Annotated in this window: 20 protein-coding genes and 1 riboswitch; of the genes, 6 read left to right on the forward strand and 14 right to left on the reverse strand. The window is 30.0% G+C overall.

The window, feature by feature from the left end; translation table 11 throughout:
- Window positions 1-361: 361 nt before the first annotated feature.
- Together GQF29_RS00695 and GQF29_RS00700 are read right to left on the reverse strand one after the other, a co-directional pair.
- A complete protein-coding gene (locus tag GQF29_RS00695; protein ID WP_054325497.1) occupies window positions 362-1381 on the reverse strand; it encodes a hypothetical protein in 1020 nt (339 codons plus the stop codon).
- A complete protein-coding gene (locus GQF29_RS00700; protein WP_160340680.1) occupies window positions 1378-1971 on the reverse strand; it encodes a hypothetical protein in 594 nt (197 codons plus the stop codon). The genes GQF29_RS00695 and GQF29_RS00700 overlap by 4 nt, the downstream gene beginning before the upstream one ends.
- 731 nt (window positions 1972-2702) lie before the next feature.
- On the opposite strand from GQF29_RS00700, the gene GQF29_RS00705 reads away from it, so the two are divergent.
- Window positions 2703-3266 (forward strand): 3'-5' exonuclease, encoded by a 564-nt coding sequence (locus GQF29_RS00705; protein WP_160340681.1) that lies wholly within the window; start codon window positions 2703-2705, stop codon window positions 3264-3266.
- A gap of 249 nt (window positions 3267-3515) precedes the next feature.
- Here the strand turns inward: GQF29_RS00705 and GQF29_RS00710 are convergent, their stop codons facing one another.
- From GQF29_RS00710 to GQF29_RS00730, 5 genes are all read right to left on the reverse strand, one after another.
- Window positions 3516-5015, reverse strand: a complete 1500-nt coding sequence (locus GQF29_RS00710) for a Na+/H+ antiporter NhaC family protein (RefSeq protein WP_160340682.1) — start codon at window positions 5013-5015, stop codon at window positions 3516-3518.
- A gap of 79 nt (window positions 5016-5094) precedes the next feature.
- Window positions 5095-5262: riboswitch (Lysine riboswitch) on the reverse strand.
- An 81-nt stretch (window positions 5263-5343) separates the two neighbouring features.
- Window positions 5344-5808: a hypothetical protein gene (locus tag GQF29_RS00715; RefSeq protein ID WP_054689039.1), complete on the reverse strand. Its 465-nt coding sequence runs from the start codon at window positions 5806-5808 to the stop codon at window positions 5344-5346.
- Window position 5809: 1 nt separating this feature from the next.
- Window positions 5810-6091 carry a hypothetical protein gene (locus tag GQF29_RS00720; protein WP_160340683.1) on the reverse strand — a complete coding sequence of 94 codons (282 nt, stop codon included), beginning with the start codon at window positions 6089-6091 and terminating at the stop codon, window positions 5810-5812.
- Window positions 6092-6171: 80 nt separating this feature from the next.
- Window positions 6172-6567, reverse strand: a complete 396-nt coding sequence (locus GQF29_RS00725; RefSeq protein ID WP_160340684.1) for a hypothetical protein — start codon at window positions 6565-6567, stop codon at window positions 6172-6174.
- Window positions 6568-8179: 1612 nt separating this feature from the next.
- A complete protein-coding gene (locus GQF29_RS00730; protein WP_160340685.1) occupies window positions 8180-9364 on the reverse strand; it encodes an IS110 family RNA-guided transposase in 1185 nt (394 codons plus the stop codon).
- Window positions 9365-9623: 259 nt separating this feature from the next.
- On the opposite strand from GQF29_RS00730, the gene GQF29_RS00735 reads away from it, so the two are divergent.
- Together GQF29_RS00735 and GQF29_RS00740 are read left to right on the forward strand one after the other, a co-directional pair.
- Window positions 9624-10793 carry an IS110 family RNA-guided transposase gene (locus tag GQF29_RS00735; protein WP_160340686.1) on the forward strand — a complete coding sequence of 390 codons (1170 nt, stop codon included), beginning with the start codon at window positions 9624-9626 and terminating at the stop codon, window positions 10791-10793.
- A gap of 646 nt (window positions 10794-11439) precedes the next feature.
- Entirely contained in the window at window positions 11440-11691 is a 252-nt protein-coding gene (locus GQF29_RS00740; protein ID WP_160340687.1) for a hypothetical protein, read from the forward strand.
- Window positions 11692-11976: 285 nt separating this feature from the next.
- Here GQF29_RS00740 and GQF29_RS00745 read toward each other — a convergent pair whose 3' ends face one another.
- On the reverse strand, window positions 11977-12126 hold the full coding sequence (locus tag GQF29_RS00745; RefSeq protein WP_160340688.1) for an N-acetyltransferase: 150 nt from the start codon (window positions 12124-12126) through the stop codon (window positions 11977-11979).
- A 56-nt stretch (window positions 12127-12182) separates the two neighbouring features.
- Window positions 12183-12623, reverse strand: coding sequence for a metal-dependent transcriptional regulator (locus GQF29_RS00750; protein ID WP_054325491.1), 441 nt, complete (start codon window positions 12621-12623; stop codon window positions 12183-12185).
- Between the two features lie 107 nt (window positions 12624-12730).
- On the opposite strand from GQF29_RS00750, the gene GQF29_RS00755 reads away from it, so the two are divergent.
- Together GQF29_RS00755 and feoB are read left to right on the forward strand one after the other, a co-directional pair.
- Window positions 12731-13009 carry a FeoA family protein gene (locus GQF29_RS00755; protein WP_054325490.1) on the forward strand — a complete coding sequence of 93 codons (279 nt, stop codon included), beginning with the start codon at window positions 12731-12733 and terminating at the stop codon, window positions 13007-13009.
- Window positions 12969-15104, forward strand: a complete 2136-nt coding sequence (gene feoB, locus GQF29_RS00760; RefSeq protein WP_160340689.1) for a ferrous iron transport protein B — start codon at window positions 12969-12971, stop codon at window positions 15102-15104. The genes GQF29_RS00755 and feoB overlap by 41 nt, the downstream gene beginning before the upstream one ends.
- A gap of 66 nt (window positions 15105-15170) precedes the next feature.
- Here the strand turns inward: feoB and GQF29_RS00765 are convergent, their stop codons facing one another.
- The 5 genes from GQF29_RS00765 to GQF29_RS00785 form a co-directional block, all read right to left on the reverse strand.
- Complete coding sequence (locus tag GQF29_RS00765) at window positions 15171-16211, reverse strand: ribonucleotide-diphosphate reductase subunit beta (protein WP_008788744.1); 1041 nt, start codon at window positions 16209-16211, stop codon at window positions 15171-15173.
- Between the two features lie 11 nt (window positions 16212-16222).
- Window positions 16223-18730 (reverse strand): ribonucleoside-diphosphate reductase subunit alpha, encoded by a 2508-nt coding sequence (locus GQF29_RS00770; RefSeq protein ID WP_008788743.1) that lies wholly within the window; start codon window positions 18728-18730, stop codon window positions 16223-16225.
- Window positions 18731-18810: 80 nt separating this feature from the next.
- On the reverse strand, window positions 18811-19728 hold the full coding sequence (locus GQF29_RS00775) for a DUF6179 domain-containing protein (RefSeq protein ID WP_008788742.1): 918 nt from the start codon (window positions 19726-19728) through the stop codon (window positions 18811-18813).
- Complete coding sequence (locus GQF29_RS00780; RefSeq protein ID WP_008788741.1) at window positions 19715-20176, reverse strand: DUF6323 family protein; 462 nt, start codon at window positions 20174-20176, stop codon at window positions 19715-19717. Before GQF29_RS00780 ends, GQF29_RS00775 begins: the two co-directional genes overlap by 14 nt.
- A 217-nt stretch (window positions 20177-20393) precedes the next feature.
- Window positions 20394-20828 carry an AraC family transcriptional regulator gene (locus GQF29_RS00785; protein ID WP_008788740.1) on the reverse strand — a complete coding sequence of 145 codons (435 nt, stop codon included), beginning with the start codon at window positions 20826-20828 and terminating at the stop codon, window positions 20394-20396.
- A gap of 183 nt (window positions 20829-21011) precedes the next feature.
- Between GQF29_RS00785 and GQF29_RS00790 the strand changes: the two genes are divergently transcribed.
- Window positions 21012-21893, forward strand: a complete 882-nt coding sequence (locus GQF29_RS00790; RefSeq protein WP_008788739.1) for an NAD-dependent epimerase/dehydratase family protein — start codon at window positions 21012-21014, stop codon at window positions 21891-21893.
- Window positions 21894-21973: the final 80 nt, after the last annotated feature.

A 21973-nucleotide genomic window follows, 5' to 3' on the forward strand; every position in this document is an offset into this window, starting at 1 on the left:
ATTCATACGATGAATGAAAACTTAACATTTTTTTGGATATTTTCTTATCTGCCTTGATATCTTTGTAATATCTAAGTGCATATATTGATTAAAACCAATACACCAAGGAATGCATTTTCTGAAATATTCATGATTCATTTCATATTTTCCATTTTGATCACTACATTAAAACTGAAGGAATAATCTCTAAGATCGATTTTAAACTTAAGAAAGAAATATTTGTCGTAAACAAGAAAATAGGAGACCAGGATATAATAGATATAAGATAGTAGTATATTATAAAAAACAAGCCTGTATTAAGCAAACTTGTTTTTATAAAGAAAGTTGCAATAAATTAAAATCAAGAGTTTTTTAATATTTTTTAAACTATATAAAGAGCACCATTAGCCCATTCCCAAGTTATCCATCCTCTGTGATTGTTTCCGCCCCAATTATCATGCACTTTGAGCCATGTATTATTACCTGCTGGTGCATACTGATATGCACACACAATGTGCTTGCCATAACTATTTGGTATAGTATAGTTAGGTGAATCATAAAGTCCAATCACAACAGGCTTATTTTTGCCTAACTGTGTTTTAACTGTACTCAAACTATACGTAATAGTTGATGCATGTGTCTGTTTTGGATAATCCTCTAACATAATTGAGTTAATTGAATTCTGGACTTTTGGGAGCAAGCAAACCGTTGTAATTTTTTTCATCAATCTTGTCAATACAGAACCGTAGGCATACGAACCACTTGGTCTATAATAACCGCCACCAAAATCCCTATTCATAATCGAAAGAGCTACCGCTGCAGCATATGCCCCACATTGACTACCAGTATTTGTCCAATTAGAACCATTAAAATCATTTAATTTAGAATCCGCCAATCCTACAGGAGACCCAACACCTGATGGTTTTGAAGGATAAGGACGCCCACGCAATAAAGAATTATCTTCAGATAATACAATATTATCACTTGGAGAATTTAATATCCTTTTATTTGCATCTTTTAGCGCTGTTAAATCTTCATTATCAATAGAACGATATTGTATACTATTTACAGATGTTTTTGAAAATGATTGCGCTCCTATGTAATATTCATATTCGTCATTTGGGAACCCATCATATTTTATTTCAACAATATTGTTATTTGTTTTGGCGATAATTGCATAACCAGACGTATCAACCTTATACAAATAATAATTATATTCGCCTTCAATGTCTTTGAGTTCTCTTGCAAATTTAACATTAGTTAATTCATTATCCAAATAGTATGTTAATGACTCAATTAATTTAATGTTATTTGTGTGATCCATTGCTTTAACTGTAGTTATACTTAATGATATTGCGAAAACACAAACAAAGGCAATTAAACATTTTATTTTATTTTTCATTCCTGATTATTCCTTTCATTTAATTTTATACTATCTTTCATCATTTCATAAATAATAGGTTTCAGTTCATCTAAAGAAAAATCATCTTCTGACTGCTCGTTAATATTTGTATTACTTATAAAAATTTCAACTATTTCTTGATTGTTATGATTATGAACAGCAAAAATATGTCCTTCATCAAAATAAAAATAAATACTAAAATCATCATCTATTAATTCATACTTAGATTTTATTTTTTCAAATTCATCTTCAGTAAAATTTGACACAGAATAAGTCACTTCAATATTTTTGTGCAGTATTTCTTGCTCAAATAATGCCCCTTTAAAAACAATGCTATAGTAATTATCTGCACTTCCCTGATACCAAATATCAATATTATTTATATCTGTTAATGTTTGTTTTTTTATTTTTTGATTAAAATAAGACTGTGGAGAATAAAAATCATAGAATTTTTTTGTGCTTTTGAATTGAAATATTTTGACAGACGAATATGAATCCTCCATATGTCTAGGGAATCCTACACTAAGAACCCAAAAAATGAACAAAACTAAAATAATTATTAAAGAAACAAATAAACCTTTTTTTTTCATATTTTCCTCCATCCCTCTCTACTAAAAAACATATAAATATTAACTATACAGACATTATTTTAAATTGAGTTATAATAATAATTAACAAAACTTTGAGAACAAGGACTATAAATCACCATAATAAATGATTTTTAATAAATAAACTATAACTCTATTATTCACTAAATTTAAACTCTATTATTCATACCTCCTTTACTATATTTTATATGGAGCTACATATTATAAATGGTTTTAAATCTCTTTATCTAATATTAGATTAACATTTAAAAATCATAATATCAACATGTTTAATTCGACGTTTTACGACACTTTGCCAATGCTATTATAAATATTGTGGATGATATATGGTTAATCAAAAAACAATAAGTATAAGTATGATATATATCTGTTTGTTTTCAAAAATCAAATTGTGAAACTAGAGTCTCTTTCAATAAACTATATAAGAGAGAAGATAATCAATTTGGCAAAAAAAGTATAAAAAATCTATTCTTCATGCAATAAAGAAGTGAAAAAATTATTGCGATGTTTAATCATTCTCAAACATCACAACATTTATTTATATTGGAATACTCTCTTTGTTTTTACTCAGCTATTTTGGGTATCAAATATATCATAAATGACATTTTAAAAGTCATATATAAATACTTTAAAATGAATGAGATTATCTAAAACAGTTGATTTTTAAGATAAAATCCGATTTAATGAAAGATGAAAGATATTGAGGTAAAGGTATGCAAACAAGATATAAAAAATCAAGAAAACGTGGACAATATACAAAGAAAATCATTGATGATTATTGTGTTATTGACTTAGAAACAACAGGATTATCATGGGCTGATGATAAGATTATTGAAATTGGAATTTTGAAAATAAGAAATCAACAGATTATAGATAAATATTCTCAACTCATTAATCCAGAACGTGAAGTTAGCCCTTTTATAACCAAACTCACAGGAATTACAAATGATATGTTATTAGGAATGCCAGCCCTTGATGAGATTAGAGACGATGTTTTCAATTTTATTGGTGATGATATTTTATTAGGACACAATACATCTTTTGACTTAAACTTTGTTGCGAATCAATTTCATATAGATATTGAAAATGAATATATGGATACACTTCAGTTTTGTAGAAAGGTCTATCCTCATATGAAACATCATCGTTTAACCGATATGGTCCAATACTTAAACCTTTCCAATAACGAACATAGATCAATTGCAGATTGTATTGCTACATATGAACTTTATGAAAAAATAAAAATAGAAATTGAAGATAAAAAAATATCCCTATAGCATCTTAATATAGGGATATTTTTATTATAAATAACTTTCAGAACATCATATATTAGTATTAAACCCAGATATAACAACGCTTTCATAACTGACAGAAATAAAATTCTATTTTTATGTGATATATTTAATGTTTTTTTGATTATATCAATAATTGTTGCTGGTTAATTATAATCAATTCAAATATATAAAATATAATAACAGTACTTTTTCTATCTAGAATATCATCTTTAGTTATGCAATATATAATTATTATCTTTTCACAACAAGGTTACTCTTGTTAATACAAAATATCATGATTAATAAAGTTATCAGACCACTTAGAAATGTTAGCCAAACATTCTGTGTCAAACCAGCAACAATATAGCCAATAATACATGCAACTGCAACAACCATCGCATAAGGAAGTTGTGTAGAAACATGACCAATATGATGACATTGTGCACCCGCTGATGCCATAATTGTTGTATCTGAAATTGGTGAAATATGATCACCACAAACAGCTCCTGCTAAAATAGATGATATACAAATAACAAGCATTGGGTTTCCTTCTGTAAAAATAGCTGTCACAATTGGAATAAGGATACCAAACGTTCCCCAAGATGTTCCTGTTGCAAAGGCTAATCCAGCAGCAATGATAAATAAACATGCTGGTAAAATTGCAACACTGATTTGATATTGTTCTAATATTGTGGAAACAAATAAACCAGCCTGTAAATGTGTAGATACAATATCTCCTAATGTCCAAGCCAAAGCTAAAATTGTCATTGCAGGAACCATCATTTTAAATCCAGTTGGCAAACATTCAGCAAATTGATTATAAGTGAGAATATGACGTGGTAAATATAATAAAAAGGTAAAAACCAATGTCAAAAATGATCCTAATACTAGCCCTAAAGAAGCATTACAATTTGTAAAAGCTTCAATAAAAGAAACACCATTAAAGAAACCACCTGTATAAACCATACAAGTCATACAACTGATAATCAAAAAGAGAACTGGTAAAATTAAATCTAAAACCTTTCCTTTATCAGATGTTTCAATAATATGGACATCTTTATATTCCTCATTACCATGATGAACATCACCTTTTTGAGCAGATATTTCATGTTCTTTCATACTCCCAATATTCAAATCAAAACGAATAACACATAGAACCATAATGATTGTTAAAAGTGCATATAAATTAAAAGGAATTGTTTGTAAGAAAAGATGAAAACCATCACCGCTGGTATAACCACTCACAGCCGCAGCCCAGCTTGAAATAGGTGCAATAATGCAGATTGGTGCAGCTGTAGAATCAATGATATAAGCCAGTTTAGCACGTGAAATCTTAAATTCATCACAAACATGACGCATGACACTCCCAACCGTTAAACAATTAAAATAATCATCAACAAAGATTAAAACCCCTAATCCAAAAGTAGAAAACAATGCACCTTGCTTATTTTTAATTCTGCGTGTTGCCCATTCACCATATGCACGACTTCCACCTGCTCTGGTCATTAATGCAACAATTGTTCCTAAAAATACTAAAAAAATTAATATTCCAATATTCCAAGTATCAGATAAACTTGTCATCATTGTTTCAAAAACTGTTTCAATAGCTGCAATAGGTTGAAAACCAGTCAATAATAATCCTCCAACAAAAATTCCAATAAATAACGATATATAAACTTCTTTTGTCTTTAATGCAATCACAATTGCAATAATCGCTGGGATTAAAGCCCAGAATGTTCCAATAAAATTCATGTTTTCCTCCTTTTTGTGATATAAACGGCAAAAGAAAAACTTTGACTGGCAATCAATCAAAGCATTATAAAATACATTTGCATGAGATAGCCCTCCACATATTGTGACAGTTGATGATATATTCTATCATCCCCCAGCATTTTCACTATTGGTATCATGAAAACACTTCGGCAAATCACCCTTTTCATAATCACTGTACCAAACATTGTGATTATGGACTCTTGATCATTGCACCTCTACCATTTATTCAACTTGTTTTAGTGTACATACAATATTTAATTATGTCAACTCTTATGTTCATATTTTCACTTCTATTTATATTTCTCACTTAAGCATTTTGCGATCGGATTATCTTTTTCTCATCATCAATAAATATGAAATCTTTAAAATTATCACATACCAAAATCAAATAAGGACTTATATATTGCCAACTTTCAAAATCATTGATAAAGTTTTGAATATCTCCATATGGATACAATTCAAAAAGTTCAGGTGAACCACTTAGAAAACAAATCCAAACATTGAAATGATCATTGATATCTTTAAAAGACTTAATAACATGCCAAATAGGAAATTGAGAGATATCTAAACGTACACTTGTTAAAGTGGGTAAACTTTTTAGAAACATTTTTAATCTTATAATATTGTCTTTATCAGCAAATTGATAATGTTGATGGAATTGAGGTATTTCTCTTAAAATACGTTCCTTTTGCTCATTGATTTTTGCATTATATATTCTTTGTTTTTGTTGTTCTAGGAGTTGTTTTAATCTCTGTTTTTGATCTTCTTGCATATTATCTAAACCTTATATAAATAGAATGGTCTTCTTTATAGAGCGCAGGGCATTCAATTCCAATCATTTTGCCATCATCACATAAGAACCAATTTTCTGCATTTAATAACTCATCATCAAATTGAGAGTTATCAAAACCGTCTTCACATATTAAAGTTTCAAAAAACTCTTCATATTTACTCATAATTGGATATTCTACATAGTCTCCATAGATTTCAAATAATTCACTATGACAAATATAAACTTGTGCTAATTTATGAGATTTATACATTAATTCAACCATATTAATCACGTAATCCTTTTTTATTCTTTTCTAAGATATAAGTTGTTATTATTTCCATATCTAAACAAAATCTTTTCTTACTATTCATTATCTTTTCTTACTTTTTCTAGAAAAGAGAGACTTTCACTATATTTATGAACATGTTCACCAGTTTCTCCATCTATCCAAGAAAAACAAGATGGATAATAGTATACACACATTATATCGTGCAATTCTGTATTCATAATGAATTGATTTTCATCAATAAGTTCAATAACTGCTTTCCCATTCTCATCAGTAATGATATAGCCACATACTCCTTTATCTGAACGAACAGCCCAAATGACATTATTCATAGAAGGAACATACTCAATTAAGTATTCAAATAAATCTATCATTGTCATATCTTCGTTAATACTTAGATTTTTTTCATGAGACATACAATCATCCCCCATACATACACTATCACGATTAATAACAATCTTCTTGGTTTTCATAATGATTTCTCTTACACTCCTTCTATGACAATCGTCACTATATTGTTTCATTTCTCAAATATTCTATAAAACCACATCTTTGGAAAAGTCGTTGTGATGCTTTATTCTCTTTTTCTGTTTCAGCAATCGCATGTCTAATACCTAGCTGTTGCACGTCGCCTTAACTGTTTCACTCATATACCCATGATGTACAAAAGACTCCCCTAAAGCATATCCAATAATCTCAATCACTTATTTTATATTTGGTTTCTCTTTAAAATCAACCTTCTATTGGTTCAGCCTGATAAAAGCAGTTTAAACCTTTTTCTAATTATTCTACTTCTCTTAAAGCAGTGGATTCTTCAATAATCAATTCAACATCATCTCATATCTCTTGATACGTTTCTTCTCATTATTTTAACTGATTTTTAATGATTTGATAGTTCATAAATTCTACCCCTACTCTATATTTAAAGATATTATTATTTTATCATATTTAATGTAGAAACAAAAATGATTCCTTATTCATGTTTCATTATAAAAAATCTTAATAAAATGAAAATGACAGTTTGGAGTGAAGATATGACATGTTGGAGGATAAAAAATTTTTTAAAGATTTATGAAATGACTATAATCAGAAAAGGTATAAAAAAGATATTAAAAAATTGAAGAAGTAGTATAATCTAAATAGTAACACCCTTATTTATTATGATATTCATAAAAACAATAATATATACACTTGAAAACATTTGATAAAGAAAACATACAAGATTAGATAGAGTTAAAGAATTGATTATTGAAAAGTTTAATGTATTTTCAAAGCATAATTTATAATGTTTATCATTTATGACAAGATACAACAATTGTCCTAAACCATGTTTTTAACAAAAATACATTTAGAGAAAACCAAAGAAAAGCGAAGTGTAATGCAAATAAATCGTAGTTTATCAAATATTGAATTGAAAATAAAATCATATGAATAATTATGGATAAGCAAAAGAGCTTTTTTATACAGCTTATTCATCTATGATATAGAATCTTGCATCTTTTAGTTTCTCATGTATACACAATATGTTAGTTGAAATTTGATCAAGAGAAACCTCAAAAAGTTAGAAAGTTTTAAAGACATTTTATAATTGGTTAAAACATGGTTAAGGAATTTAACATGCCAATATATTATATTTCAGAATTGTTTCATATAGAAAAATAGAACTATTTAGATGATAGGTATAAAATTTTAAAGTTTATCTTATCACTCATATTTTCATTATCATAGTTTCCTATAAATATACCTCTAGATACTTTGGTATGTATAAAAAATAATTTTAATTCAATAAAGTTATATGTCAGTTAATATTGAATGAAACTTGTTGCAAATTTGTTTTTTTATTGGTAAATTGATAGTAGATAAAGTCATTTAAAATATTTATAATATGTAGCCACATTTAATATAATAAATTGTAAAGGAGCTAACTATATAAAAATCAAGAGTTTTTATGAAAAAGTTTGAAAATTTTAAAACTGTTGATTTTATGAGTTAACTTGTATAGAATCTTGAAAATTGAATATTTATATGTGATTTTGGGCATGACAAAAACAACCTTTAAAATGGCATTCTTAGAAATTTGTATAGTTATCTTAAAAGCTCAGGATCAAATTTTTGATCAGTACTTAATAAATGATATATGATTCTAAGCAGTTTTCTTACACAATGACCTTGAGCACAGCGATGACCCTTGCCTTGAGAAATCTTTAAATCATAATATTGTCTAAATACAGGATTATGATGAATTACAGGCAATATAATCTGATATAGGGTCTTCCTTAGATATTTAGATCCTTTCTTAGTGATAGCGGTATGTTGTGCAGTAAATTGACTGGATTCATAATGCATTGGAGCGACTCCTGCAAATTTTATAATTTGAGAAGGCTTTTTATAGTTGCTTATATCTCCTAATTCGGCTAAAATAGAAGTACTAGAGAAATGAGAAATTCCTGGTATGGATAGGATAGGAGAGTTGTTTTTCACGGAGAACTCTTCTATTTTTTTATCTGTCTCAGTAATTTGTTCACTGATGAGTTCTATTTGATTGACCAAATGCTTGATTTGAATAACTTCAGCTATAGAAGAAATACCAATAGAAGATTTAGCACATTCTTTTAACTGTTCAGGTGTTAAAGAGATGCGATTTCCTCTGCCGTTGATATCAAAGCATTTGCGAATAGTTCTGATATCAGTATCAGCGATAGCTTCAGCACTGCCAAATGTTTTAAGAAGATTCATATAGACAGTGCCATATTTAGATTTAAATAAGCTATTGAATTCAGGAAAAACGATATCAATACATTTTTGAAGACGATTGCCATAGACATTTAATTCTTCTTTTAAATTATGATGATGTCTGGTCAATTGCTTTTGTTCATAGAGATCAAAGCTATTCACTTTAGTGATGCGATACTGCTTCTTGCGTTCAGGGGTATCAAGGACATCACAGATCGTTAAAGTATCAAGCCTATCATTTTTGGTAATGCCACCTTGCAATTTACGTGTAAAATCAGTGGTTTTAGGATTGATTAAGGCGACAGTAAAATGTTTGTCCAATAGATACTTTAATAAAGCAAAATGATAATGTCCAGTATCTTCCATACCAATCAAAATTGATTTTTTAGAATAAGGTTTCAGTTTATTGACAAGGAAATCAAAACCTTCTTTATTATTAGGAAAAGAAACAGGCTTAACAAAAAGTTCACCAGTATCTTTATCCATAACACAAAAGAAGTGTTTATTCTTACCAATATCAATACCAACTAATTTCATAAAAAACATCCTAGTATAATGATTATGACTTATCCAATGAGTCATTTACATATATCTCTTTCTAGCTGATTTTGTTAAAATGGAAAAGTGAATGTGTACTTTGATTTATCCTTGTAGCCTGACTACCTAAGAAAGTCTATTGCCACAGCACTTGACCGTAATTGTGATAAGTTGGATAAGTCTTGAACTTGTATTTCACACTAGGCTCTTTGGTTTCTTGTTTGTGGTCACATCACATTGTTAGAAAGGTCGTGTTTTTATGAATTACATAGGTATTGATGTTGGTAAGTTCAATCATTGCTGTGCTGTTATGAACTCTGAAGGTGAAGTTCTTGTAGAACCATTCTTCTTTGCTAATAACAGCGATGGTTTTGATGCTCTCTTACATATCATCAAACCCTTCCAATCCTCTCGTCATATGAGCGGATTAGAATCTACTGGTCACTATGGTGATAATCTACTGCGTTTTCTGCTTGCTAACGACTTTCAAGTAGGTATCATTAATCCTATTTCTACGGATGCCAAGCGTAAACAGAAGATTCGTAAAACCAAGAATGACAAGAAAGATTCTTTAACGATATGCGCTGTTCTCCAATCCAGAGATTATACACATATGACTAAAAATAAGTTGTCCTTGCGTGAGGGTAAACAGTTGACTCGCTATCATCATGATCTCACTGCCTCTTTGAATCAAGCCAAAAACAAACTTCAAAAATGCATTGATATTGTATTTCCTGAATATAACTCTATCTTTGCAACGAAATATTCAAAAGCCTATATGGCCGTTTTAAAGGAATGTGGCTCTGCGAAAGTCATCAGAGAAACTCATCTAAAACATCTCAAGAAAATCGTCTCAGACGCCTCACACGGCAAGATCAATTCGGATTATCCTACACGTCTGAAAGAATCAGCTAAAACTTCCATCGGTGAGGATAACGCGGTCATGACTCTTGAAATCAAACAACTCATCGCCAGTATTGAACTGCTTATGGATCAACTTGATATTGTGGATAGAAAAATAGAAGAATTAGCACGCACGCTGAACTCTCCTATTTTTACGATTCCCGGCATCGGTTGGATTACCGGAATGTCGATCTTATGTGAATTAGGGCCTATTGATAACTTCAGCTCTCACACAAAAGTTATCGCTTACACCGGTTTAGATTGCGCAGTTTATCAATCAGGACAATACAATGCAGATAAGACTGCGATCACCAAGCGTGGTTCTCCTCACATAAGACTCTCACTTTACCAAGCAGCACTTCCTCTTTGTAGATTCAATGCTACTTTCAATGAGTATTATAACCGAAAACGCTCAGAAGGTAAATCCCATCGTTGCGCTCAAGGCCATGTTGTTCGTAAATTACTAAGAGTCATTTTTAAGTTGCTTACTGAAAACATGAGCTTTGATTCTGCTTTGTGTAAATAATAACGCTATATCATCATTTATTAAATGGCTACTCGTTAGTTGTTTTCAGTGTACACATATTCACTTTTCAAAGATCTTCATCTATTTCCAACAGAAAAGTCAATTTAACTATTGACATCTATATAGTTGGCTTTCTTGTTTAAAAATATGTGAAATGGTATCCACAACACTTAGACCACAAAACCTGGTAGAAAATACGAATTCAAGACTCATCTAACTCATCATTATTTAGGAATAAGGCGTGGTAAGAACCTCCTTAAAGTAGTCAAAGCCACAGGGTTAAAAATACAAATCCATGATCACATTATTCAATTTTATAGTAAAACTAAACCGTAATCAACCACGGATAAATAGGTTGGTAGAAAGGAGAAGGTATACTATAAGTGACTAATTAAATGAGTCATTTATAATATACCAGGGTTAATTGGCAAAATATTCTTGTTTACTATTTGTGTTGTATCAATGGTTTTTTATTTGACATTTAGTTTCAGTTTTAAACATGTTTTTTTATAATCATGTTACATATTATATTAATTTCTCATTTATAAATTTAAGATTGGAATAGTTTTTAACTTATTAAAATATTGAAGCTAAAGAAAATATAAAAGCCATCTATTATTTTTTTATCTAATAGGAGGAAATGATTATGAAAAAAACTTCAATATTATTAAGTGGATTTGTTTTTACAATACTAGGCATGCTGGTCATGACATCATTTGTTATATCCTTTCTTTTCTTAAGTTTTGGGAACAATCTTTCATGGGAAATGTTTTTAGGAATTGAAAATATAAAGATATTCTATTATGGCTCTTTAGTCATGTTTATTATTGGCTGTGGTTTAGTAATCGCAAATATATGTGCTGGATATCGAGAAAAAAATGCTAATAAATCTATGTAAACATTCTATATTCTAATTTTAAATAAGTACAAGAGTCTATACAAAATTAAAATCTTTATTGGGGTAGTCATACCCCATTTTACATTTATTGATGATTATAGATCATTTTTTTAATTTTTCAAAACTTTCGTATCCTTTTCATTTAAATATTATATTAACTTATGGTATTGACGATATACAAATTTTTTGAATATATGAATTAATCTATATCTCTTGAAAAGTTGATGAATTCATATTAAATATAATCAATTCTTTCTTGATTTTTTATTATTAATAAATGAAAAATTATTCACTTAACCCTAAATCAACAGTATGAATATAATGAAAACCACACTTTTTATAGAGATGTATAGCAGATAAATGACCTTGATAAACATCTAAACAAATAGCTTTCATTTTCTTTTTCTGGCTTTCATGATAAATAAGATCTATCAAATCACTACCAATTCTTAAATAAAAACTCAGGGTGAATAACAAACATGAGGAATCCATCAATCATAATCATGATGTTTTTCAAGAAAATGAGTTAATTTTTCTATTTGTAAAATTGTTTTCTTATCCATAAAATGTTCTATTTTTTCAACTTGTTCTAATTCGTCATTAGAATGGTTTAAAACGCATAAAAAACGATGAAGTATTTCATGACGATATAACAAATATCGTCCTTCATTCATCCCTTTATCAGTTAAAGTAATATCTCCATATTTCTCAAAATCAACATAACCAAACTGTTTTAATCTTTGAACAATTTTCGTTGTAGAAGATGGCTGAACATTCAAGTGACGAGAAAGATCACCGATTCTAATCTTAACTTGTTGATGATAAAGTCTATAAATCATTTCTAAATAATCTTCCATAGCAGGAGTCAACTCCTGGCTAGATGTCAGTCGATAGCCTGTAAAAGTATGAAAATCACTAGGTTCTTTGCTCATTTTTAATGTCCTTTCCTCTTTTTAATCACAAATAAAAAGAAATAACCATACATTGAATTAGGATAAAAAGTTTCCTTATCCTAAAATATGTTAAAAAGGATGATTTTATGAATTTAAATGAATTGCCTATAGGCGCAAAAGCAAAGGTCACAACGCTTACTGCAACTGACAGTATGCGTCGTCGCCTTCTTGATATTGGTCTCATTAATGGAACTGTTGTTGAATGTTTAGGACGTAGCCCTCAAGGTGATCCGTCAGCTTATTTTATACGTGGAGCAGTGATTGCTATTAGAAGTGAAGATTGTGAAGATATTGTGATTGAAAATATGATGGAGGCTGATAAGGTTGAAGGAAGATATCCAATCAAAAGAACTCAAAAATGTTGAATTAGAGATTATCAAACAATCTCCTGATGCAAAAGTTATTGCTTTAGCAGGAAATCCGAATGTTGGAAAGAGTACTGTTTTTAATAACTTAACAGGTATGAATCAGCATACTGGTAACTGGCCTGGTAAAACTGTCAGCAATGCACAAGGTTTTTGTTCTACTGCAGAACATGATTATGTGATGGTTGATATTCCTGGCACATATTCTCTTATGGCACACTCTGCTGAAGAGGAAGTTGCACGTAATTTTATTTGTTTTGGACATCCCGACTTGACTGTTGTCGTCTGTGATGCAACTTGTTTAGAAAGAAATCTTAATCTTGTTTTACAGACAATTGAAATTTCTCCAAATGTGATTGTTTGTGTCAATCTAATGGATGAAGCTATTCGTAAAAATATCCATATTAATTTACCATTACTTTCCCAAAAACTTGGTGTTCCTGTTATCAGTACTGTTGCACGTCAGAAAAAATCTTTGGATCGTTTCTTGAAATGTCTTGATGATACTATTGATACAAAAGAGCATCATGAACACATTTCAATCACATATCCTCGTCTTTTAGAAAAAGCTATCGCAATGATTCAGCCTATTTTAGAAGAAAAATTACAAGGTCAACTCAATAGTCGCTGGTTAAGTCTTAAACTCCTAGAACAAGATCCATCTTTATTAGTTGAAATAGATCATCATTTAGGAACTGATTTCTTAAAACAAGAAGAACTTATTTCAGCTATAAATATTGCTCAAGAACACTTACAAAAACATAATATTGATACAGCAACAATTAAAGACCAAATTGTCTCATCACTTGTCCATATAGCAGAAAATATATGCCAAGATGTTGTCACATATGAAGATGCCTCTTACAATCAAAAGGATCGCAAAATTGACCATATTCTGACAAGCCGTTGGACTGGCTATCCAATCATGTTAGCTCTCTTAGCTATTATATTCTGGTTAACCATGACTGGTGCCAATTATCCTTCACAAATTTTATCAGATATTCTCTTTTATATCCAAGATAGATTAACAGATTTATTTATGTATTTTCATGCTCCTGCATGGTTACATGGCGTTTTGGTTCTAGGTATTTATCGAGTTTTAGCATGGGTTGTCTCTGTTATGTTACCTCCAATGGCTATTTTCTTCCCTCTCTTTACATTACTAGAAGATGTTGGATATCTTCCCCGTATCGCCTATAATCTTGATAAACCTTTCAAATGTTGCTGTGCTTGTGGAAAACAAGCATTAACAATGTGTATGGGATTTGGATGTAATGCTGCTGGAGTCATTGGCTGTCGTATTATTGACTCTCCGCGTGAACGATTGCTTGCGATTATTACAAATAACTTTGTTCCTTGTAACGGTCGTTTCCCTACGTTGATTGCGATTATTACCATGTTCTTTGTAGGTAGTGCTGGCATCTTTTCATCAGTTTTATCGGCCCTCTTTTTGACTGGTCTCATTTTACTTGGCATCATTATGACATTTGTGGTTACAAAGTGTTTATCTAAAACTTTATTAAAAGGTGTTCCTTCTTCCTTTACTTTAGAATTACCACCTTATCGTAAACCACAGATTGGAAAAATTATTATTCGTTCACTTTTTGATCGGACATTATTTGTTTTAGGAAGAGCTATATGTGTTGCCATACCTGCTGGACTCATTATCTGGTTGATGGCTAACATTACAATTGGTGACATGAGTTTACTCAATCACTGTGCACAATTTCTAGACCCTTTTGCAAAATTATTAGGTTTGGACGGTGTTATCTTAATTGCGTTTATTCTTGGTTTACCTGCCAATGAAATTGTTGTTCCTATTATTATCATGGCCTATCTTGCTCAAGGAACAATTCTTGATATGAGCAATCTTGTTGAACTCAAAGCTTTGCTTGTGCAGAATGGCTGGACATGGATAACTGCAATTAGTACCATGTTATTTTCATTAATGCACTGGCCTTGCTCAACAACCTTAATGACAATCAAAAAAGAAACTGGTAGCTGGAAATGGTCTATCGTCTCTTTCCTTGTGCCAACTCTCATTGGTTTACTTGTCTGTTTTCTTTTTGCACAAACTGCATATTTCTTTATATAAAAAAGATATATTTTTCAATATACCTTTCGTCATTGCATTATAATCACTATTATAATGCAATTTATTTTATAAATCATCTTCCAAAGCACTTGATTTGGCATAAGCACTTGAACGTGCTTCAAAAAAGTCTGTTTTTATATCATTTGCATTGCTATAAATACTGACCCATTTCATAGATTCAGGTTCTTGCATGTAGTCTTCAAATAATGGTTCAAAGTTTAAAGCCTGTGCACGAAAGTTTCCAAGATAATGAATATAATCACTAACCATCTTCATTGTTAAACCTTCAATACGATCTCCAAGCACATATTGTCCCCATGCTATTTCTTCTTCTACACCACGTTTCATCATATCTCTATACACTTCTATCTTATCAGGTGTAAAAAGATCAGGTTCTTCCTTTTGAAGTTCTAAAATCATATTTCTAAATAACCACAGATGTGTATTTTCATCACGATTAATATAACGAATTTCTTGAGCAGAACCCGGCATTTTCCCCATTCTTCCTAAATTATAAAAGAACATGAATCCTGAATAGAAATAAATTCCTTCCAATATATAATTTGCAATAACTGTCTTCATAAAATGAAAACTATCTTTATGTTCCAGAAATGCATTATACTGTTCTCCAATAAATTCATTTCTTTTTAAAAGATGTTCATCATATTTCCATTGATATAAGATTTCATCTCGTTCTATTGGTGAACAGATGGAATCTAACATATAACTATAACTTTGTGAATGAACCGCTTCTTGAAATGCCTGGATTGTTAAACATAAATTAATTTCATTGGCTGTAATATATTCTCCAACGTTAGGTAAATTGGCAGTTTGTAATGAGTCTAGAAATACTAAAAAAGAGAGAATCTTATCATAAGCTGTTTTTTCATGCTCATTTAATAAGCGATAATCCTTAATATCTTGTGTCAAATTGATTTCTTCAGGAATCCAGAAATTATTCATTGCCTGACGATACCAGTCACTTACCCAATTGTATTTCATATTATTAAAATCATTAAGGTTTGTTGTATTTCCATTAATCATACGGCGCTTTCTCACATCAATATCTCCAGATGCATTAAATAAAGCCTTACGTTTTAATTCCATTAGTATTCCTCCTATGCACTACATGATTCACATTCTTCAACTTCTAAAGATTGACTACGTACATAATAAAGTGTTTTGACACCTTTTTCCCATGCCTTTATATATAAATCTAAAAGTTTTCTAAATGTAAATTCATTCGTTATATAAAGATTGACTGATTGTGATTGATCAATATGTCTTTGTCTGATTCCAGCTGCTTCAATCACCCATTGCTGATCAATATGATGAGCATTCTTATATAACCAGAATGTCTTCATATTTAAGTCAGGAGCAACTCTTGTCATCATACTCCCTTTTTTTTCTTCCATGAAAAACTTCTTCATAATAGGATCAACTGCTGCTGTTGTTCCAGCAATAATTGATGTTGAACTTGTTGGTGCAACAGCTAATAAATAACCATTTCTAAGTCCATATTCATGAATATCATTTTGCAAGACTTGCCATGATGAACTTTGATAATGTCTTTTTTCAAAATAAGCACCTGTATCAAAATCACTACCATCAAAATAATCATATTTTCCTTTTTCCTTTGCAAGAGCACATGATGCTTCTAATGCATAATAATTGATTTTCTCATAGAGTTGATCAACAAACTCTAAATGTTCATGACTTTCAAAAGTCATGCCTAATTTCACTAACATATGATGATATCCACTTGTTCCAAGTCCTACTGGACGATATTTTTGATTTGTTATTTTTGCATAAGGAACAGGATAATAATTTAAATCAATCACATTATCTAATGCTCTCATGACAACATATATAATATGCTGTAACTCTTTATCATTTTTCACATCAATATGTCCTAGTGTTAAAGAGGCTAAATTACAAACCACAAAATCTCCTGGTTTGGTTTTTTCAACAACAATTGTTTCTCCATCAATTTGGATTTGTTCATGTGGCAAGATTTCCATAGAACTCATATTTTGAGCAATTTCACTACAAAGATTGCTACAATAAATCATTCCTTGATGAGCATTAGGATTCATACGATTCACATGATCACGATTAAAAGCAAATGGTGTCCCTGTTTCTACTAAAGATTTGATAATGAGTCTCACAATATCCTTGACTGACATGACACGCTTAGAAATACGCTCGTCTTCTACACACTCATAATATTTTCTTTCCCATTCTTCACCATAAGTATCTTCAAGATAATACCCTTTGACTTCATGAATTTCATGAGGACACATCATATACCAAGAGGCATCCAAATCTGATTTAGCGAGTTTCCAAAATAAATCCGGATAACAGACAGCAGGGAATATATCATGGGCTTTCATACGATCATCACCATTATTTGTACGAATCTGTAAAAACTCTGGTAAATCACGATGCCAGGCATCTAAATAAACAGCCGCTGCACCTTGACGCACACCTAATTGATCAACTGCAGTTGCTGTATCATTGACTAATTTCAACCAGCGAATCACACCTCCAGCAGCACCCTTAAAACCTCTAATACTGCTTCCGTTGGCACGCACTTTACCAAAATATAATCCCATACCACCACCATGCTTAGAGACCTTAGCAAAATTATCCAAACTCTTATAGATACCTGCTAACGAATCATCAACAGTATCAATAAAACATGAACTCATCTGATGAAATGGTTTTCTCGCATTTGACATTGTTGGTGTTGCCATGGTCACTTTCAATGTACTTAAAATATCATAAATGTCTTTAGCCCATTTGACTTTCTCTTTTTCCTTCATAGCCAAATGCATGGCAATCCCCATAAACATTTCTTGTGGTTTTTCTAAGATATCTCTATTTCTATCTTGAATCAAATAACGCTTCATAATTAATTCTAAACCACTATATGTAAAAACTTCATTTCTTTCATCTTTCATATAACTTTCTAATTCTTGAATATCTTTATGAGAATAATGTTCTAAGATGTAATCACCATAATAATTCTCTTTCGTTAAATAAACCAATTTATCATAAAAAGAATAAATACCCATAGTTTCCATCTTTTCCTGAATTCTTTGATGAATATCATAAGTTAAGAATCTTGCTGAAATCTTTTCCCATTCAGGAGCATCTTTACTGATCAGTTCAACACTTGCTTTCATTAACATCTTAAAAGCATCATGCTGATTCATACCTTCTTTATAAAATGTTTTCAATTTCACCAATAACAATTGTAAAGAATACTCAGTTTGAGGATAATCTTTTTGAATTTTTATCAAAAGAGATTCAATACCTTCATCATTTAACATCTGCATAAGTTCTTCTATAACAATTCTTAAATGATGATGCTTTTCACGATAAAGAATATATGCCTTTGCAACTTGTAAATAGCCATGCCGCATCAAAGCCTCTTCTACTTTATCCTGAATATATTCAACACTTATTCTCTCTTGTATTTGATCTTCAACATCATTTAAAATATTTTCTAAATGTTGTTGATGAATTGTTTCATGTATTCCCTCAAATGCCTTTATAATAGCATTTTCAATCTTATGTCTATCGTAATCTTGATAAAGACCATTTCTTTTTTGTATTAACATTTCATCCACATCCTTCAATGCATTCTAACATATCTTAAAAAGAGTCTTCCACTCATATGCTTGAAATAAACACAGATATCTTAAAATGCACATGCAACTGCATTTTTTAGAGTATGAAATTGGTTATGTTGATGTAAATAAGAAACTAAATCATTTAATATATATGTAAAATAAATCAATATCTCTTGTTGATAAGGACTTTCTAAACTCTTGATCAATATTTGAAGTTGTCTATATAAGACATCATAAAGTTCTTTTGAAGAATAAGATGATAAAACTTGATAGAGTTGATTGATTTCTTCTTGATTTTGAAATAAGAAATCCTGATTATAGCCTATCAAACTTTTTATTAACAGCTGATTGATAAAAAGCAATGAAATATTATCAATGATTCCATGCTCATAAAAGCAATAGCCTTTTAAGACTTTTTCAATATCACTTTCCTGAAAACAATTTAAGAAATCATGTTCTATTTCTAAATAATGAACATATTCAATTATTTGTTCTAAGCCAACTTGTTTTAAAGGATAACAAGTTGGATAATCCAAAGTTAAAACAATATCCTGACTACAATAATCAAAGTTATAAACATCAAAAAAAGCCGTCAATCCTTTTGTTATTGTTTCTTGATAGACATCTAAAGATATATTTAATTTATGACTTTGTAATTCTTGAACTCGTAAATATAAATGATGAAGTTGTTGTAATAAGTGATACTGACTCTGTTTATAGACTTCAACAACATCTTGAGTCTTAAGTATCTCTATCATATTCTGCATATCTATATCTCGCATATAAAAAGATAAAGTATAGAGAATAGAATCCATTAGACTTTGAGTTTTTTCTTTAGATAATGATGAATCTCCACCTGTATATCTTCTCATCTTTTCCATCAAAATATTGATCATACCTTGAGTGATTTTATCCTTTATTTCAATTGCTAGGTACTTTGAATCTAATAATTCTTCAAATGAAAGTTGTACTTTAGATATCTCCATATGCTAACCCCACATAAATGTCATTTCTATCATTTAAATCATCCATTAAAGTATTTAACTGTTCCTCTGATAAATAATACAATGATCCCTGACAGCAACCATCAAATGCCATTTTCATATAACGAATAATTTCTTCATCACTTAAATAATCTTCTGTTGCATCTCGATAATAATAAAAGATTTCTAACAATTGAGTCATTGTTTCTACATAGTTATATTTATGAATAAATAAACTATCACAAAACTCATAGACCATTTGTTGTAAGATTGTAGAATCAAATTCTATTCTTCCAACATCTTGTAGAATTTTCTGTTTCGTTTCTAATAGTCCTTCAATATCCTGTAGTGTAAGAGTCAATCCATATTGAATTGATACCTTATTACACTTCATAATCTGATTGATTTCTTCCTCTTTTTTAATGACCTGAAACTGCATAATTTTATCCATATATTTTCCTCCTCTATACTTAATACACCTATTACATGAAAATGACAAGACTTGAAAAAATAGCTATTTTATGGTATGATATAGGTACAAAAGAAGACAAATATATGAAATATATTCAAGCAACACTTAAATAAAGAGTTGTTTTTTTACTTTTATAATTATCAAAAAAAGGATAGAATTCTATCCTAAAATATTTTCAACCTTCATTTCATAAGAATTATTTAACTGGAATACAAAATTCACATAAATGATTCTTAATTTTGTTCATAGTATAGCGTTCAATAATTGGTTTCTTTTCATCAATTGATAGATCTTCTGCCAACTTTGGTAGTTGAATCCAAAAATTCTGGACACCTTGAGCAGTATGAGGTACTTCAAATATTACATATTTTCCATCAGCAATCAATCGACTTGGCAAAATATTATTTTCATTTTCATCAACAATAAGACCTACATCATACCTCAATTGATGAACAGGTGTTATTTGAGGATTATCTAATGCAATTCCTAAAATAACTGATTGATCATTTAATAAATGATTATCTTTTAGAAACTGTTTAAAAGTCTCCATCAATTCCTTATTCTTAAGTCCATATTCACCAACATGACGCATATAAATCATAGTAACATTCTTAAATTCTTCAATTTTCATAATTTTATTCTCCTATTCTTCATTGTTGATGTCGACTTCAACATAATCATCGTAAATTCTATTAAAATGATTTTCAAGAAATTTTTTAAAAAATATTTATAGTGATAAACATTCATTTGATTGCTTATAAGTAATTCTCTAGTTATAATATGTATATCTTATGAAAATCTAAGGAGAATAATTATGGATATATTGGTCTTTGGAGGTACACGTTACTTTGGTGTTCATTTAGTCAATGAATTAATTAAGAAAGGACATCATGTCACAATTGCTACAAGAGGAATGACACCTGATTCTTTTGGAACAAGTGTTGAAAGAATACATGTAGATCGTTATGATATCAATCAATTAAAAGATATATTTAAGGATAAAGAATTTGATATTATTTATGATAATCTAGCGTACTCATCTCAGGATATCGAAACTCTTTTCAATTCTTTACATTGTCACCGCTACATCTTAACATCATCGAATGCTGTTTATCCTTTTCAATTGAATACAAAAGAAGATGATTTCGTAGCAGCTCATCATGTTTTAAAAATGGGTGTAAGGAGTTCGTTTTCTTATGATGAAGGGAAACGTCAGGCTGAAAGTGCTATTGTCCAATTACATCCACAACAGAAAACAACAAGAGTGCGTTTTCCAGTTGTATTAGGAAAAGATGACTATACAAAACGTTTATATTTTTATGTTGAACATATTTTAAAAGGTATACCTATGTATATAGATCATTTAACAACATCATTTAGTTTCATATCCTCGCATGATGCTGGTGCTTTTTTGGCTTATTTAAGTGATAAAGATATATGTGAAGCCATAAATGCATGTAGCCCTCAATCAATAACACTACAAGAAATTTTTGATTATATTGAAGATCATACTGGTAAAAAAGCTATGATAACATCTGATGGCGATAAAGCACCATTTCATGATATACAGTCACATAGTTTAAATGTAGAAAAAGCTCAAAATATCGGTTTTCATTTTACTCCATTATCTGATTGGCTGTTCCCGCTTATTGACTTTTATATTTGCCAGATATCAGAAGATGAGCATAATATTTAAGACTGTTTTTACAATGAGTATCCAGTGTAGCTCTATATAAGGAATGGACAAAAACGAATTTCTGTCCCTTACTATAAAGC

Origin of the sequence: Coprobacillus cateniformis, assembly GCF_009767585.1 — a bacterium.
GTDB classification, from domain to species: Bacteria; Bacillota_I; Bacilli_A; order Erysipelotrichales; family Coprobacillaceae; genus Coprobacillus; species Coprobacillus cateniformis.